This window comes from Arthrobacter sp. P1_B4 (genome assembly GCF_056406555.1).
This window is the reverse complement of the sequence record NZ_JBFTZW010000025.1, coordinates 1-15,592: the sequence shown is the minus strand read 5'-3', so window position 1 is coordinate 15,592 and position 15,592 is coordinate 1. Positions and strand designations below refer to the sequence as shown.

General features: G+C 67.5%; 14 protein-coding genes and 1 tRNA gene. 10 read left to right on the top strand and 5 right to left on the bottom strand.

Translation table 11 applies throughout. From position 1 onward, the window contains the following. Positions 1-512: 512 nt before the first annotated feature. Positions 513-595 (bottom strand) — tRNA-Leu (locus AC1D1W_RS10875). 164 nt (positions 596-759) lie between these two features. On the opposite strand from AC1D1W_RS10875, the gene AC1D1W_RS10870 reads away from it, so the two are divergent. Both AC1D1W_RS10870 and AC1D1W_RS10865 read left to right on the top strand, forming a co-directional pair. Beyond that, complete coding sequence (locus tag AC1D1W_RS10870) at positions 760-2,076, top strand: M20/M25/M40 family metallo-hydrolase (RefSeq protein ID WP_028275570.1); 1,317 nt, start codon at positions 760-762, stop codon at positions 2,074-2,076. 16 nt (positions 2,077-2,092) lie between these two features. After that, complete coding sequence (locus tag AC1D1W_RS10865; RefSeq protein ID WP_476943669.1) at positions 2,093-3,256, top strand: acyl-CoA dehydrogenase family protein; 1,164 nt, start codon at positions 2,093-2,095, stop codon at positions 3,254-3,256. A gap of 71 nt (positions 3,257-3,327) precedes the next feature. Here the strand turns inward: AC1D1W_RS10865 and AC1D1W_RS10860 are convergent, their stop codons facing one another. Continuing rightward, complete coding sequence (locus AC1D1W_RS10860) at positions 3,328-3,561, bottom strand: DUF5703 family protein (RefSeq protein ID WP_018772920.1); 234 nt, start codon at positions 3,559-3,561, stop codon at positions 3,328-3,330. A 39-nt stretch (positions 3,562-3,600) separates the two neighbouring features. On the opposite strand from AC1D1W_RS10860, the gene AC1D1W_RS10855 reads away from it, so the two are divergent. Beyond that, positions 3,601-3,873, top strand: a complete 273-nt coding sequence (locus tag AC1D1W_RS10855) for a hypothetical protein (RefSeq protein ID WP_223916379.1) — start codon at positions 3,601-3,603, stop codon at positions 3,871-3,873. Between the two features lie 24 nt (positions 3,874-3,897). Here the strand turns inward: AC1D1W_RS10855 and AC1D1W_RS10850 are convergent, their stop codons facing one another. Beyond that, positions 3,898-4,833, bottom strand: coding sequence for an aldo/keto reductase (locus AC1D1W_RS10850; protein ID WP_243177614.1), 936 nt, complete (start codon positions 4,831-4,833; stop codon positions 3,898-3,900). A 50-nt stretch (positions 4,834-4,883) separates the two neighbouring features. On the opposite strand from AC1D1W_RS10850, the gene AC1D1W_RS10845 reads away from it, so the two are divergent. Together AC1D1W_RS10845 and mshC are read left to right on the top strand one after the other, a co-directional pair. Continuing rightward, positions 4,884-5,717: an undecaprenyl-diphosphate phosphatase gene (locus AC1D1W_RS10845; RefSeq protein ID WP_476943668.1), complete on the top strand. Its 834-nt coding sequence runs from the start codon at positions 4,884-4,886 to the stop codon at positions 5,715-5,717. Positions 5,718-5,732: 15 nt separating this feature from the next. After that, complete coding sequence (gene mshC, locus AC1D1W_RS10840; RefSeq protein ID WP_476943667.1) at positions 5,733-7,013, top strand: cysteine--1-D-myo-inosityl 2-amino-2-deoxy-alpha-D-glucopyranoside ligase; 1,281 nt, start codon at positions 5,733-5,735, stop codon at positions 7,011-7,013. Between the two features lie 75 nt (positions 7,014-7,088). Here mshC and AC1D1W_RS10835 read toward each other — a convergent pair whose 3' ends face one another. Both AC1D1W_RS10835 and AC1D1W_RS10830 read right to left on the bottom strand, forming a co-directional pair. After that, positions 7,089-7,607 carry a DUF1269 domain-containing protein gene (locus AC1D1W_RS10835; RefSeq protein ID WP_476943666.1) on the bottom strand — a complete coding sequence of 173 codons (519 nt, stop codon included), beginning with the start codon at positions 7,605-7,607 and terminating at the stop codon, positions 7,089-7,091. A gap of 113 nt (positions 7,608-7,720) precedes the next feature. Continuing rightward, on the bottom strand, positions 7,721-8,626 hold the full coding sequence (locus tag AC1D1W_RS10830) for a PAC2 family protein (RefSeq protein ID WP_018772914.1): 906 nt from the start codon (positions 8,624-8,626) through the stop codon (positions 7,721-7,723). Between the two features lie 153 nt (positions 8,627-8,779). Here AC1D1W_RS10830 and AC1D1W_RS10825 point away from each other — a divergent pair, with 153 nt between their 5' ends. From AC1D1W_RS10825 to dop, 5 genes are all read left to right on the top strand, one after another. Further along, on the top strand, positions 8,780-9,565 hold the full coding sequence (locus AC1D1W_RS10825; protein WP_476943665.1) for an HAD family hydrolase: 786 nt from the start codon (positions 8,780-8,782) through the stop codon (positions 9,563-9,565). Continuing rightward, entirely contained in the window at positions 9,558-10,745 is a 1,188-nt protein-coding gene (locus tag AC1D1W_RS10820; protein ID WP_028275576.1) for a site-2 protease family protein, read from the top strand. Before AC1D1W_RS10825 ends, AC1D1W_RS10820 begins: the two co-directional genes overlap by 8 nt. Positions 10,746-10,846: 101 nt before the next feature. Then, entirely contained in the window at positions 10,847-11,944 is a 1,098-nt protein-coding gene (locus AC1D1W_RS10815) for a tRNA (adenine-N1)-methyltransferase (RefSeq protein WP_028275577.1), read from the top strand. An 84-nt stretch (positions 11,945-12,028) separates the two neighbouring features. Further along, entirely contained in the window at positions 12,029-13,840 is a 1,812-nt protein-coding gene (gene arc, locus AC1D1W_RS10810) for a proteasome ATPase (protein ID WP_476943664.1), read from the top strand. After that, positions 13,837-15,510 carry a depupylase/deamidase Dop gene (gene dop, locus AC1D1W_RS10805; RefSeq protein ID WP_476943663.1) on the top strand — a complete coding sequence of 558 codons (1,674 nt, stop codon included), beginning with the start codon at positions 13,837-13,839 and terminating at the stop codon, positions 15,508-15,510. Before arc ends, dop begins: the two co-directional genes overlap by 4 nt. Positions 15,511-15,592: the final 82 nt, after the last annotated feature.

The window sequence follows — 15,592 nt, the reverse complement described above, 5'->3', positions numbered from 1 at the left end:
AGGGTTGCCCGTCAGGGGAGCCGCGCTCCGGCTGACGCCACGACGGCCGCATTCCTGCAGGAGCTTTTGGGGGGCCGGCAGGGATGCGGTCTTTTGGTGGCCCGGCCGCGGGGTGAGGTCCCAGTGTTACTGTCGACGGCGGCCGCCACGGGAGACGATGCGCTCCCCGGTCTGCGGGTGGTTAGTCCTTGGGCGTCCGGCCTCGGGCCCGTCGAGCTGCCCAAACCACGAAGACGACGATGAACGCGACGGGCAAAAGCACCAGCGGGTTCCAGCCTTTAACTGTCATTTGTCATCCCTCGATCCGCTTGCAAGTCTTTTGCGCAGACTCTACGCCGGCGACCACGAGGCGAGAACGCTGTGCGGCCATCCTTTGGCGGGAACGTCCGGTGGGCTCCTGGCCGGGGCAGCGGGTATTGCTACTCAGCGGCAGCGGGGGCGACGCCGTAGCCCGTCTGYGGGGAAGCAGAAAAAAACCCCTGGAATCCGTGGATTCCAGGGGTTTTCCCTTGTGCGCGGAGGGGGACTTGAACCCCCACCCCCTTTCGAGGACTAGCACCTCAAGCTAGCGCGTCTGCCATTCCGCCACCCGCGCAGGTGATAATTCCGAGTTCGTTTCGCCTTTCAGCGTTTTGCTTTTCTCGGAAGCAGCGAGAAAGACTCTAGCACGACTTTTCCGGAAACAAATAATCGGGGTCCGCGGGGGTGGTGTGGGTAGGCTGAAGCAAGCAATTGAGCCACCCGCCACGAGGAGCCGCTATGACTGACAACCGGACCGAAACCAGGCCAGAGGATGAGGTCGTCAGGATCTGCCAGGAGCTGATCCGGATCGACACGTCCAACTACGGCGACGGCTCCGGCCCCGGTGAACGCGCGGCCGCCGAATACACCGCCGGGCTCATGGCCGAAGTCGGGCTGGACGCCGAAATTTTCGAAGCAGCACCCGGCCGAGCCAGCGTAGTCACCCGGCTGGCGGGGGAGGACCCCTCCGCCAGCGCCCTGGTGGTCCACGGCCACCTGGACGTCGTCCCGGCCCTGCGCGAACAGTGGTCGGTTGACCCCTTCGGCGCCGAACTAAAGGACGGCCTGATCTGGGGACGCGGCGCCGTGGACATGAAAGACATGGACGCCATGATCCTGTCCGTGCTGCGCAATTTCGCCCGCACGGGACGCAAACCCAAGCGCGACCTCATCTTCGCGTTCTTCGCCGATGAGGAAGCCGGCGGCACCTACGGCGCCCGCTACGCCGTCGAGAAGCGGCCCGAACTCTTTGAGGGCGCCACGGAGGCGATCTCCGAAGTCGGCGGCTTCTCCGCCACCATCGGCGGCCAGCGCACCTATCTGCTCCAGACGGCGGAAAAGGGCCTCTCCTGGCTCCGCCTGGTGGCCCACGGCCGCGCGGGCCACGGCTCCCAGATCAACACCGACAACGCCGTGACCAGGCTTGCCGGCGCGGTCTCCCGGATTGGTGCCTACAACTGGCCGATCGAGCTCACGCCGACCACCCGGCAGTTCCTCGACGGCGTCACCGAACTCACCGGGGTCGAATTCGACCCCGATGACCCGGAGAAGATCCTGAAGGAACTCGGCACCGTAGCCCGCTTTGTTGGCGCCACACTGCAGAACACCACCAACCCCACCCTGCTCAAAGGCGGCTACAAGCACAACGTCATTCCGGAATCGGCCGAGGCCCTCATCGACTGCCGGACCCTGCCCGGGCAGGAACAGCAGGTGCTGGAAATCGTGCGCGAACTCGCCGGCACCGGAGTGGACATCAGCTACGTGCACAACGACGTCTCGCTGGAGGTGCCGTTCGCCGGCAACCTCGTCGATTCGATGATCGATGCCCTGCATTCCGAGGATCCGGGCGCCAAGGTGCTGCCGTACACGCTCTCCGGCGGGACCGACAACAAGTCCCTGAGCCGGCTCGGCATCACCGGCTACGGCTTCGCCCCGTTGATGCTGCCGGACGAGCTCGACTTCACCGGCATGTTCCACGGCGTCGACGAACGGGTCCCGGCGGATTCCCTGAAATTCGGCGCACGGGTGCTGGACACCCTGCTCACCAACTACTGAGCGGACACCGCCTGCCATGACGCCCGAGGACATCCTGAGCGGGCCGCTGCTGGAACGGATCCGCGGCCGTGCCGCCGGCTACGACCGCGACAACGCCTTCTTCCACGAGGACCTCGCGGATCTCACGGCGGCCGGCTACCTGAAAATTTTCGTCCCGGTGATCGACGGCGGGCTCGGACTCGGGCTGGCGGAAGCGGCACAGCTGCAACGCAGGCTGGCGACCGCGGCGCCGGCCACGGCCCTGGCCGTCAACATGCACCTGGTGTGGACCGGCGTCGCCCACGTCCTTGCCGCCCGCGGTGACTCCTCGCTGGATTTCATCCTTCAGGAAGCGGCCCAGGGTGAGGTCTTCGCCTTCGGCAATTCGGAGGCAGGCAACGACTCCGTGCTGTTCGATTCCCGCACGGAGGCCGTCCCGCTGCCCGGCGGCGGCTACAGCTTCACGGGCCGCAAGATCTTCACCAGCCTGTCACCGGCGTGGACACGGCTGGGCATCTTCGGGAAGGACGCCAACGCCGCGGACGGCGCCGGGGAACTGGTCCACGGGTTCATCACCCGGGATACCCCCGGCTACGAGATTTTGCCCGACTGGGACACTCTCGGCATGCGGGCCAGCCAGTCCAACACGACCCTCCTGGAGGGCGCCGTCGTCCCGGCCGAACGGATTTTCCGGAAACTGCCGGTGGGCCCGAACGCCGACCCCCTGATCTTCGCGATCTTCGCCTGCTTCGAGACCCTCCTCGCCGCGGTGTACACCGGAATCGGCGAACGGGCCCTCACGCTCGGGGTGGAAGCCGTGCAGCGCCGGACATCGTTCAAGAACGGCGGCCGCAGCTACGCCCAGGACCCGGACATCCGCTGGAAGGTGGCGGAAGCGGCGATGGCCATGGATGCGCTCTACCCGCAGCTGTCCTCCGTAGCGGCCGACGTCGACGGCCTCGCGGACCACGGCAGCCAATGGTTCCCCCGGCTCGTGGGGCTCAAAGTCCGGGCCACGGAGACGGCCCGCATCGTGGTGGACCTCGCCATCCGGGTATCCGGCGGCTCCAGCTACTTCCGCGGCTCCGAGCTCGAGCGGCTGTACCGGGACGTGCTCGCCGGCATGTTCCACCCATCAGATGACGAATCGGCGCACAATACCGTGGCGAACGCCTGGCTGGGCCCGCTGGAGACAGCCTAGGGGCCCAGGACTCCCCGCGGCGTTCGCGGCTGCCGATCCCGGCCGATGCGCGGCCGGGATCCGTGTGCGGCCTAGACGGTGCGCTGGACCTGGATGACTTTCCGGCGCAGCCAGAAACGCCGCCCACCGCCCACGTAGAGGCGGCTGCGTTCCAGTTCCCATTTGCCGTACTCGGAATGCTCCACGAGCCGGCGGCGGGCCTCGGGGAGCGAATCCTCAGGACCGACCGTCAGAACGAGGTACTCGTACTGCTTGACATAGTCCCGTTCCCGCCGGACCGAGCTGCTCAGAAAATGTTCTTTCATTGCTCTCCATTTTCGTCTTTTTCCGACTAACGTGAAGTCATGAGCATCGATCCGCGTGTCGCGCTTCAGTCCCTGACCTCTGCACTGGAAGAACACCTGGCGGCGGCCTCCGCCCGCAGAAGTGACGGGGATCCCGCGGTCGAGGCGGCGTTCTTCGCCGTTGCCGATGCCTTTGAAGTCTACGACGATGCCCTGTATGAGGCGTACGGGGAAGTGACGCCGCTCGAAGTGATCGACGGCGACGAAGACGGCGACGAAGACGATGTCGACGACGAAGAGGACCTCGAGATCCTCGAGAATTCCGAGAACTAGGGGGACCTGCGGATCTCCGCGGCCTCAGCCGGGGTCGGACACGTCTTCGAGCGCCTGCGCGATCTCCGGCGGCAGCGGCGCGAGCGCCGAATCCAGGATCTCCTTGAGCTGAACCGGTGTCCGGGGGCCGACGACGGCGGTTGCCACCCCCTGTTGGGACAACAGCCAGCTCAGCGACACATCCAGGGCAGTCCGGCCGAGCCCCTTCGCCGCCATGGCGACGGCTTCCACCACGCTGGACGCCGGTCCCTCGAGATAGGGTTCCACGTACGTCGCCAACCGCTGGTTGGCGGCCCGGGAATCAGCCGGGATGTGGCCGCGGTATTTGCCGCTCAGGACGCCGCGTCCCATCGGAGCCCACGCCATCAGGCCCAGCCCCGCGTCCTCGATGGCCGGAATGAGCTCAATCTCCGCGTTGCGCTGCAGGAGCGAGTATTCGGACTGGTTGGCCACGAGGGGGAAGCCCGCGATTGCGGCGGCCTTTGCAGTCTGCCAGCCGTTGAAATTGGAGACGCCGGCGTAACGCGCCCGGCCGGACCGCACCGCGTGGTCCAGCGCTGACAGGGTTTCCTCCAGCGGAACATTCGGATCCCAGGCGTGCGCGAACCAGAGATCCACGTAATCGGTTCCCATCCGGGCCAGGCTCGCGTCCAGCCCGGAGAGCATGCCGTTGCGGGATGTGTCGACGCTGCGGCGACCGTCCGCCGTCGTCAGTCCGGCCTTCGTGGAGATCACCACTTCGGAGCGCGCCACAACGTCGCCCAGTATTCCGCCGAGCATCGCCTCGGCCTGCCCGTCGGCGTAGGACGCCGCCGTATCGATCAGGGTTCCGCCGGCATCGACGAAGGTGCGCACCAGGGCGGCGGCATCCTGTTCCTCAGTTTCCCTGGCCCAGGACATGGTGCCGAGGGATAGGGCGGACACGCGCAACCCACTGTTGCCGACATAACGCTGCTGCATGTCAGCTAGCTTACGGGGTCGGGCTGCTTCGTAACGTAGGGTCTATAAACGTGAACTGGATACAAGCGGCTCTGTTGGGCCTGGTACAGGGGCTGACCGAGTTCCTCCCGATTTCCTCGAGCGCCCATCTGCGGATTGTCGGCGCCTTCCTCCCGGAAGCGTCCGATCCCGGCGCCGCCTTCACGGCCATCACGCAGCTGGGCACCGAGACGGCGGTGATCGTCTATTTCTGGCGCGACATCCTGCGGATCATCCGTGCCTGGTCCGGTTCGCTGACCGGCAAAGTCTCCCGGCAGGACCCGGATGCGCGCATGGGCTGGCTGGTGATCCTGGGCAGCATCCCGATCATCGTCCTGGGCCTGCTGTTCCAGGACCAGATCGAATCGGTACTCCGCAGCCTGTGGGGCGTCGCGACCATGCTGATTATCTTCGGCATGGTCCTCGCGGTTGCCGACACCATCGGCCGGCAGGACCGTGAACTGACGCAGCTGACCTACAAACATGGCCTCTTTTACGGACTGGCGCAGGCCCTGGCGCTGTTCCCCGGTGTGTCCCGCTCCGGCGGCACGATCAGCGCCGGGCTCCTGATGGGCTACACCCGTGAGGCGGCGGCCCGCTACTCCTTCCTGCTGGCCATCCCCGCCGTGTTCGGCAGCGGCCTTTACCAGTTGTACAAAGTGGTCTCCAAGGACGGCATCACCGGCCCGTACGGGCTCCCGGAAACTGCCCTGGCCACCGTGATCGCCTTCATTGTGGGTTACGTCATCATCGGCTGGTTCCTGAAATACGTCTCCACCCGCGGCTACCGGCTCTTCGTCTGGTACCGGATCATCCTGGGAATGTCGCTGTTCCTGCTGCTCGGTTTCAATGTCATCAGCGCCTAGCACTAGGCTTGGTCTGTGAAATCCTGGACCTCCCGCCCTGTTGCCCAGCTCCCCGGCAGCATGCCCGCCCTGAGCCTCTTCGATACCGCCAAGGGCGGAATTGTCACCCTGGAGGCCACGGGTGAGCAGTCCATGTATGTCTGCGGCATCACCCCTTATGACGCCACGCACATGGGCCACGCGGCCAGCTATATCGCCTTCGACCTCCTCAACCGCGCGTGGCGGGACGGCGGGCAGCACGTCGCCTACGTCCAGAACGTGACCGACGTCGACGATCCCCTCCTGGAGCGCGCCACGGCCACCGGCGTCGACTGGCGCGACCTCGCCGCGAGCCAAATCGAGCTGTTCCAGACCGACATGGAGGCCCTGAACGTCCTCGCCCCGGACCACTACATCGGTGCCGTCGAGGCCGTTGCCCTGATCGTTCCCGCCATCGAACGCCTGCTGCGCAACGGACTCGCGTACCGCGTCCCCGGCACCGGCGGCGAGCCCGACGGCGACGTCTACTACGACGTCGAAGCCGCCGGGAAGCACTCGACGGACGACGTCGACGCCTGGACCCTGGGATCCATTTCCGGACTCTCCGACGCCGAAATGCTGGAACTCTTCGCCGAACGCGGCGGCGACCCTGGCCGGGCCGGGAAGCGCCAGGCGCTGGATCCGCTGCTCTGGCGGGTTGCCCGCGAAGGCGAGCCCAGCTGGCCCGGTGGCGAGCTGGGGGAGGGCCGGCCCGGCTGGCACGTCGAATGCACCGTGATCGCCCAGGAGTACCTGCCCAGGCCGTTTACCGTTCAGGGCGGCGGCTCGGACCTTATTTTCCCGCACCACGAAATGGGCGCCGGCCACGCGTACTCGCTGGCGGGCGTGCCGCTGGCCCGCCACTTCGCGCACGCGGGCATGGTGGGCCTCGACGGGGAAAAGATGAGCAAGTCCAAGGGCAACCTTGTCCTGGTTTCCAGGCTCCGGGCTGACGGGGAAGAACCTGCCGCGATCCGCCTCGCGATCCTGGCCCACCACTACCGCACGGACTGGTCCTGGACCGCCGCCGGATTCGCCGAGGCCAAAGACCGGCTCCGCACGTGGCGCGAGGCCCTCGCCGTGGCGCCGGAAGGCTCCGCCGCGGCCCTGCTTGGCGGGCTGCGGACCGAACTCGCCAACGACCTGAACGCGCCCGGCGCACTCGCCGCTGTCGATGCCTGGGCCAAGGCCGCCCTGGCCGCCCCGGGGGAGGCCTCGGCCGCGGACGCCGCGCTGGTCAGCGACGCGGTCGACGCCCTGCTCGGCGTCGAACTCTAACCGGATTTCGATCGGCCCCGGCCGGAGAAGATCCCAAAACCCAGCTGCCGTCTCCACGGTGGGAGCGTCGGCCGGTCAGGACGAAGCGGCCTCGATGATTTTCTCGTCGCCCTCGTTCACGGCTTTGACGACGGCGTCGTAGTCACCACTTTCGACAGCCTTGCTGACCTTTTTGGTGGCCTTGCTGATCGCCTTGTCGACGCGGTCGAGGTAGAGGTCATCGACGATGGCAACGATCGCCGAGGAGCCCGGCGGCAGAAACTCCTCCGCGTTGACGCCGATGGACTTTTCCTCATGCCGCTTCCTGATGGCACCCACACCAGCGCCGATCCCGGCACCGATCACGCCGGACAGCAGCAGTGGCGGAGCGAACAGTCCGACCACCAGGCCGCCGACTGCGCCGGCCTTCGTGCCGCCGGCGACCAGTCCGCCGCCGTGCTCCTTGACCTCGGTCTTGCCCGAGGAGTCTCGCGACAGGACGACGGCAGCCGCGACGGCCGCGTCGTCCATGCCCTTGATCGCCTGGAAATCCTCTGCCGCCGAGCCCTCGTCGGCGTACGACGACACGAACAAGATGTAGTTGTGATCTGTCATGGTGTGCCCTCCACTCGGTGTTGGCCGGCGTCGCGGCCAGGTCCAACTCTCGCCGCGACAGGCGCCCGCCGTCAGGGTCATAAGACTCTGGTCCGGGGAAAGCGGGACGCGGGCTAGGGCTTGTCCTTGCCCCGGCGCTTGAGGTAGCGCTCAAATTCTCGGGCTATCGATTCGCCGCTGGCCTCCGGGAGGTCGGCGGTGTCCTTGGCCTCCTCGAGCTGGCGCACATACGCCGCAATTTCCGGATCCTCTGTAGCGAGCTCGTCCACGCCGCGTTCCCACGCGTCGGCCTCCTCCACGAGTTCCGTGGTGTCCAGCGGGACCTGGAGCAGCTCCTCGACCCGGTGCAGCAGGGCCAGCTGAGCCTTCGGCGACGGGGCCTGGGCTACATAGTGCGGCACGGCCGCCCAGAGCGACACGGTCGGGAGCCCGGCCAGCAGGGCCACCTCGCCGAGCACGCCCACAATCCCTACCGGGCCCTCGTACTGCGAGGCCTCCAGGTCCATCCGCTCACGCAGTGCGGCGTCGTCCGTGGAGGTGCTGACCGGAATGGGCCGGCTGTGCGGCACGTCAGCCAGCAGCGCACCGACCAGGATGACGTAGTCGACATGCAGGGCCTCGGCGTGCACCAGCAGTTCCGCGGTGTAGGCACGCCACTTGTAGGACGGCTCGGTGCCCTGGACGAAGATGACGTCCACGTTCGAGTCGGGGACGCTGGCCTTGAAGATCCGCGTGGACGGCCACTTGATCTTCCGCTCACCGGCCGCTGTCCGCCGGATCGTGGGCCGGGTGAACTGGAAGTCGTAGTACTCGTCGGCGTCGATCGCCCCGACCTTCTTGCCGCCCCAGAGCTTGTTCAGGTAGCGCAGGGCATCGCTGGCGGCCTCTCCGGCGTCGTTCCAGCCTTCGAAGGCCGCGAGCATGACGGTGATGCGCCGGCCCTCGGGGACTGGCTGCAGCAGCCGCTCCGGCTCGGAGACGGCGCCTGGTTCGGTGGGGTCTGCCTCGAAGCTGTTCATGCCATCACCCTACGTCCAAGAACCCGCCGAGCGCAGGCAATCGCGCGCCAAGGAACCGCAATTTCCGCCCGGAATCCCACGGTCGGGCGCGTGGAATTCGCCGTAGGCGTAGCGCGGGCGCCCGGCCGCGGGCTTCCCCGTAGACTGGAAGGCATGCGATCCTCAGCTTCCCGGCCCCTCCTTAAAGCAGCGCTCTGGGACATGGATGGCACCATTGTCGACACCGAGCCCTACTGGATCGCAGCCGAACACGCACTCGTCGAAGCCCACGGCGGACAATGGTCCCACGAACAGGCCATGCAGCTCGTGGGACAGTCCCTGATGTTTTCCGCGGGAATCCTGCAGGAAGCCGGCGTGGCCCTGGAACGGCGCGAGATCATTGACACCCTCACGGGCCACGTGATCAGCCAGGTCCGGAGTTCCATTCCCTGGCGCCCCGGGGCCCGCGAACTGCTCGACGAACTCTACAACGCCGGCGTCCGTTGCGCCCTCGTCACCATGTCCGAGGCCCCGCTGGCCCGGGAGATCGTTGCGAGCCTGCCCGAGCCCTACTTCGAGTTCCTCGTCACGGGAGACACTGTGACCCAGGGCAAGCCCCACCCGGAGGCTTACCTCACGGCCGTCGAGCTCCTGCAGCAGCAGGATCCCGAGCTGGGCCTGCATCACTGCGTGGCCCTGGAAGATTCTGTGCCGGGCGTCGCCGCCGCCGTGGCCTCCGGCGTCGTCACGGTCGCCATCCCGCACATCCTGCCCCTCCCGCACGATCCCCGCCGCGCCACCTGGAACACCCTGGAAGGCCGGACAGTCGCTGACCTGGAGGAGCTCGTGGCCCTGCGGCACGACTTCCCCGACGCCACCTTCGGCGCCGCCGCGGACCCAACCGGCCGCTTAAGTACGCTCTCGACCACGCTCTCGACCGCGGGCCACTCCCGTGGCTGACACCGGCAGCCAGGGGCAACGCGGAAAGACTCCGGCTAACCGCCGGGAAGGGATCCCGCTGGGCCGGATCGCCGGCATTCCGGTATTTCTGGCGTATTCCTGGTTCATCATCGCGGCCTTCACTGTGATCGCCTACGGGCCGGTCCTGCAGAGCAACAATCCGCGCCTCGGCGTCACCGCCTTCTTCGTCGCCTTCGCCTACGCGCTGCTGCTCCTGATTTCCGTGCTGGCCCATGAACTCGCTCACGCGCTGACCGCGAAGCTGTTCCACTGGCCCACGGAGAAAATTGTCCTCAACCTCTGGGGCGGCCACACCCAGTTCCAGAGCTTCACGGCCTCACCCGGCCGCTCCGTCCTGGTGGCGATGGCCGGCCCGGCCGCGAACTTCGTCCTTGCCGGCGCAGGCTGGCTCCCGCTTGCCTACGGCGACCTGAACGGCGTGGCCGACATCCTGGCCAACATCTTCGTCTGGGCCAACCTGCTGATCGGCATCTTCAACGTCCTTCCCGGCCTGCCGCTGGACGGCGGCCGGCTGGTCGAATCCGCCGTGTGGAAAGCCACCGGCAGCCAGGAGAAGGGCACAATTGCGGCAGGCTGGGCGGGCCGCATCATCGTGATCGCCCTCGCCCTGTGGTTCATTGTCCTGCCGCTGGTCAGCGGCGCGCGGCCGGATATTTCCTTCACCCTCATCACCGCCCTCGTGGGCAGCTTCCTGTGGATGGGGGCGTCTGCCTCGATCCAGCAGGCCCGCCTGCGGGGCCGGCTGCACCTCGTCGACGCCGCGGCCCTCGCCGAACCCGCCCTCGGCCTTCCGGAAACCGCGACGGTCGCGGACCTCCTGGACCGGGCGCCGGGCGGAAAGCCCGCCGTGGTGCTGTGCGACCGGGACGGCCGTCCGGTGGCCATCGTCGACGCCGGCGCCGCCGCCAGCGTGCCTGCCGGACTGGCCGCAGCGACCGCCCTTACCGCGGTCTCCTACCCCCTTGGCGCGGGCGCCTATGTCCCCGAATGGTCCAAGGGCCAGGAGCTCGTCCAGTACCTGGCCCAGCTTGAGGGCCAGGAGTACGCGGTGGTGAACCGCGAGGGCGCCGTCACCGGGCTGCTGCGCCAGTCCGCCGTCGTCCGGGCCATAACGGGCAAGTACCGGAACGAACGCCAGAACCAGGGGCAGAACCGGTAGAGTTACTGGGCGGTCGTGAATTTCCGGCCCCCACGCGCAAGGACCGGTGCCCGCCGGCATGTCCGCGGCCACACAGCTTTACAGGAGCGAGGAACATCTTCATGAGCAGCGACACCGCCGCAGGCACTAACACTGCCAACACCACCGCCGCCGCAGGCACCGACACTCCCACCGCCGGGGCCAGCAGTGCCGCCGGCGCGAATGGTGCCACCGGCGCGGCGCGCCGCCGCGGACCCTTCCGCGAAGGCGAACGCGTCCAGCTCACGGACGAGCGCGGCCGCATGAACACGATCACCCTCGAAGTCGGCGGGGCCTTCCACACCCACCGGGGCTTCCTGAACCATGACGAGATCATCGGCAAGCCCGACGGCTCAGTCGTGGTCAACAACGTCGGACAGCAATACCAGACCCTGCGTCCGCTGCTCTCGGACTTCGTGCTCTCGATGCCCCGCGGCGCGGCCGTGGTCTACCCGAAGGACGCCGGCCAGATCGTGACCATGGCGGACATCTTCCCGGGCGCACGCGTCGTCGAAGCCGGCGTCGGCTCGGGCGCCCTGTCCATCTCCCTGCTGCGCGCGGTGGGGGACAACGGCTACCTGCATTCCTTCGAACGCCGCCAGGAGTTCGCGGACATCGCCCGCGGCAACGTCGAGACCATCTTCGGCGGACCGCACCCGGCCTGGAAGATCTCCCTTGGCGACTTCCAGGAGGAAGTGGTGCGCACCGAGGAACCAGGCTCCGTGGACCGCGTGGTCCTGGACATGCTCGCGCCGTGGGAGTGCCTCGACGCCGTCGCCACCGTCCTGGCCCCCGGCGGCGTGTGGATCAATTATGTCGCGACTGTGACGCAGCTTTCGCGGACAGCCGAAGCCATCCGCGCGGACGGACGCTTCACCGAACCCGACGCGTGGGAATCCATGGTCCGCGGCTGGCATCTCGAAGGCCTGGCCGTCCGCCCGGACCACCGCATGGTCGCCCACACGGGCTTCCTGCTGGTAACCCGCCGCCTCGCCGACGGCGTCACGGGAATTTCGGTAAAGCGCCGCCCCTCCAAGACCGACTTTAACGAAGAAGACGTCAACGCCTGGACCCCGGGCGCTGTGGGCGAGCGTGCGGTCTCGGACAAAAAGCTGCGCCGCGCCGCCCGCGACGCAATCGCCGGAACGAACGTCGTCGACGCCCCGGAGATAACGAACTAGGCAGCATATTTCGGATGTCTCCAGCGGCACCCGCCTTCTTAGGGCTATGGTCTTAACAGAAGAGCAGGAAGGGGCTGATGCACGATGGAGACTCCGAATACTGACCCGGGCCGCACACCGGCCGAGGACGCAGCGGATGCTGCCGCCCGCACGGATGCGGCCCGCGCCGCAGCCGGCGAGGGTGACCGGTATGCCACCAATGAACTGTCCGTCGCCGAGCGGCAGGTCAACATCCTCCGGGACAAGCTCCGCCACATTGACCGCCAGCTCGCCGCCGCGACGCAGAACAACTCCAAACTGGTCAGCATGCTGGAAACGGCCAAGGCCGAGATCCTGCGGCTGAAAAACGCCCTCGACCAGGAAGGACAGCCGCCGTACAGCTTCGGCACCATCCTCCAGCTCAACCCGAAACGGCAGCCGACGGCCGGGAACAGCGGCCAGGCGGCCACGGAGGAATCCGTGGACATCTTCAACGCCGGCCGCAAGATGCGCGTGGGAATCAGCCCGCTGGTCAACATCAGCCAGCTCGCCGTCGGGCAGGAAGTCCTGCTCAACGAGGCCCTGATGGTGGTCGCCGGACTCGGCTACGAGCGGGCCGGCGACCTCGTCACGCTCAAGGAAATGCTGGGGCCCGACCGTGCCCTGGTAGTGGGCCGCGCCGACGAGGAGCGGGTCATCCGGCTCTCCGGCGCCCTGCTCGCCCAGCGGCTCCGGGTCGGCGACGCGCTCTCGATTGATTCCCGGACCGGGTACGCGCTGGAAAAGATCCCGCGCTCCGAGGTGGAGAACCTCGTGCTCGAGGAAGTCCCGGACATCACCTACCAGGACATCGGCGGACTGGGCCCGCAGATCGAACAGATCCGCGACGCCGTCGAACTGCCCTTCCTGCACCCGGACCTGTACCGGGAGCACGGGCTCAAGGCGCCCAAGGGCATCCTGCTGTACGGCCCGCCCGGCTGCGGCAAGACCCTGATCGCGAAGGCCGTGGCCAACTCGCTGGCCGCCCGGGCCGCCGAGCGCGCCGGCAAGACGGACATGAAGAGCTACTTCCTGAACATCAAGGGACCCGAGCTGCTCGATAAGTACGTCGGCGAGACCGAACGCCACATCCGCCTGATCTTCGCGCGCGCCCGGGAAAAGGCGTCCGAGGGCAGCCCGGTGGTGGTGTTCTTCGACGAAATGGACTCGCTGTTCCGCACCCGTGGCACCGGCATTTCCTCCGACGTCGAAACCACCATCGTCCCGCAGCTGCTCAGCGAGATCGACGGCGTCGAACGGCTGGACAACGTGATCGTGATCGGCGCCTCGAACCGGGAAGACATGATCGATCCGGCGATCCTGCGCCCGGGCCGCCTGGACGTGAAGGTGAAGATCCAGCGCCCCGACGCCGAGGCCGCGGCCGACATCTTCAACAAGTACATCACCACGGACCTGCCCTTCCACGAGTCCGACCTCGGCGAGCACAACGGCGACGTGCAGGCGACCGTGGACGCCATGGTCCAACGCACCGTCGAGGCGATGTACTCCACCGAGAAGTCCAACGAATACCTCGAGGTCACCTACGCCAACGGCGACACCGAAATGCTCTACTTCAAGGACTTCAACTCCGGCGCCGTGGTGCAGAACGTCGTGGACCGGGCCAAGAAGTACGCCATCAAGGACCTGTTGACCATCGGCCAGAAGGGCCTGCGGATCGACCACCTGCTCCGGGCGGTCGTGGACGAGTTCCGTGAACACGAGGACATGCCCAACACCACCAACCCGGACGATTGGGCACGCATCTCCGGCAAGAAGGGCGAGCGCATCACGTACATCCGCACCATCGTCCAGGGCAAGGCCGGCCAGGAGCCCGGGAAGTCCATCGAGACGATGCCCAGCACAGGCCAGTACCTGTGACGGCTGTTGTCCCAGGCAAGCCCGCCGACACTGCGGGCGGGCTGCCGGTCGGCGGGGCGATGCGGGTCATGGGATCGGAGACCGAATACGGCATCCACGCGCCCTCGGCCCCGGGAGCCAACGCCACGATGATGTCAGCCCGGGTCATTCAGGCGTATGCCCAGGTGACCCGGCAGCGCGCCGCCGGCGGCGCCGAGACCCGGTGGGACTACACGGACGAGGAACCGCTGCACGACGCCCGCGGCTGGACCTTGGAGCGCAGCAGCGCGGACCCGGAACAACTCACCGACCAGCCTCCCGTTCTCGACGCCGAGGCGATCGCCCTCGCCTACGGGCGGCAGGAACTCGAGGCCGACGGCGAGGACGAGTCCGGCACGCTGCTGATGAACATGGTGCTGGGCAACGGCGCACGGTTGTATGTGGACCACGCCCATCCGGAGTATTCCAGCCCCGAGGTGACCAACCCCCGCGCCGCCGTCACGTGGGACGCCGCCGGCGACCTCGTGGCACTGGCCGCGGTCCGGCGCCTCGCCGCGGATACCGAACTGCCGCCGATCAACCTGTACAAGAACAACACGGACAACAAATCGGTCTCCTACGGCTCGCACGAGAACTACCTGATGCCCCGCTCGGTGCCCTTCGGCGAAATCGTGCGCGGCCTCACGCCGTTTTTCGTCACCCGGCAGATCATTTGCGGTGCCGGGCGGGTGGGCCTCGGGCAGGACAGCGCCCGGGCCGGCTACCAGATCAGCCAGCGCGCTGACTTCTTTGAAACCGAAGTGGGCCTGGAAACCACCATCCGCCGCCCCATCATCAACACCCGGGACGAGCCCCACGCCACCGCGGACAAATACCGCAGGCTGCACGTCATCATCGGCGACGCCAACCTCAGCCAGGCCTCCAACTTCCTCAAGTTCGGCACCACCGCGATGGTCCTGAGCCTGATCGAGGCCGGGCTGGCGCCGCGGATCGAAGTCCATGAGCCCGTCGCCGCGCTGCAGGCCGTCAGCCACGACACCTCGCTCACCGGGCTGCTGCGCCTGGGCGACGGCCGGCGGATCAGCGCCCTGGACCTCCAGTGGATCTATTTCGAGGCCGCCTCCAAGCACGCGCAGGACACCGGCGTCGCGGACGCCGTGGACGGTGACGGCCACACCCACGAGGTCCTGGAGCGGTGGTCCGCCACGCTGAGCGAACTCGGCGGTGACCGGGCAGCGGCCGCTTCTTCAGTCGAGTGGCTCGCCAAACTGTCCCTACTCGAGGGCTACCGCCAGCGTGACGGCCTGGGCTGGGACAACGCACGGCTGGGCCTCGTGGACCTGCAGTGGGCCGACATCCGCCCCGAAAAAGGGCTCTACTACCGGCTGCTGGCCCGCGACCGGATGCGCCGGATCGTCGACGACGCCGCGATCGCCCGTGCGGTGACCGAACCGCCGTCGGACACGCGGGCGTACTTCCGCGGGCGCTGCGTCAGCAGGTTCGGTGCAGACCTCGCGGGGGCCAGCTGGGACTCGGTGATCTTCGATGTCCCCGGCCGCGGCAGGCTCCAGCGGGTCCCAACCCGCGAGCCGCTGCGCGGGACCGAAGCCCTCACCGGCGGCCTGTTTGCCCGGCACCGGGAGGCCGGGACGTTCCTGGCAGAACTGCTCGGACTCAGCCCCGGTTCCTGAAAACAAAGCCCCCCGCGGGCGCCCCGGGCGTGGCACTATTGCTACAGGATGTCCCTTAGGAGAAAAGGGACGGACATGAAGG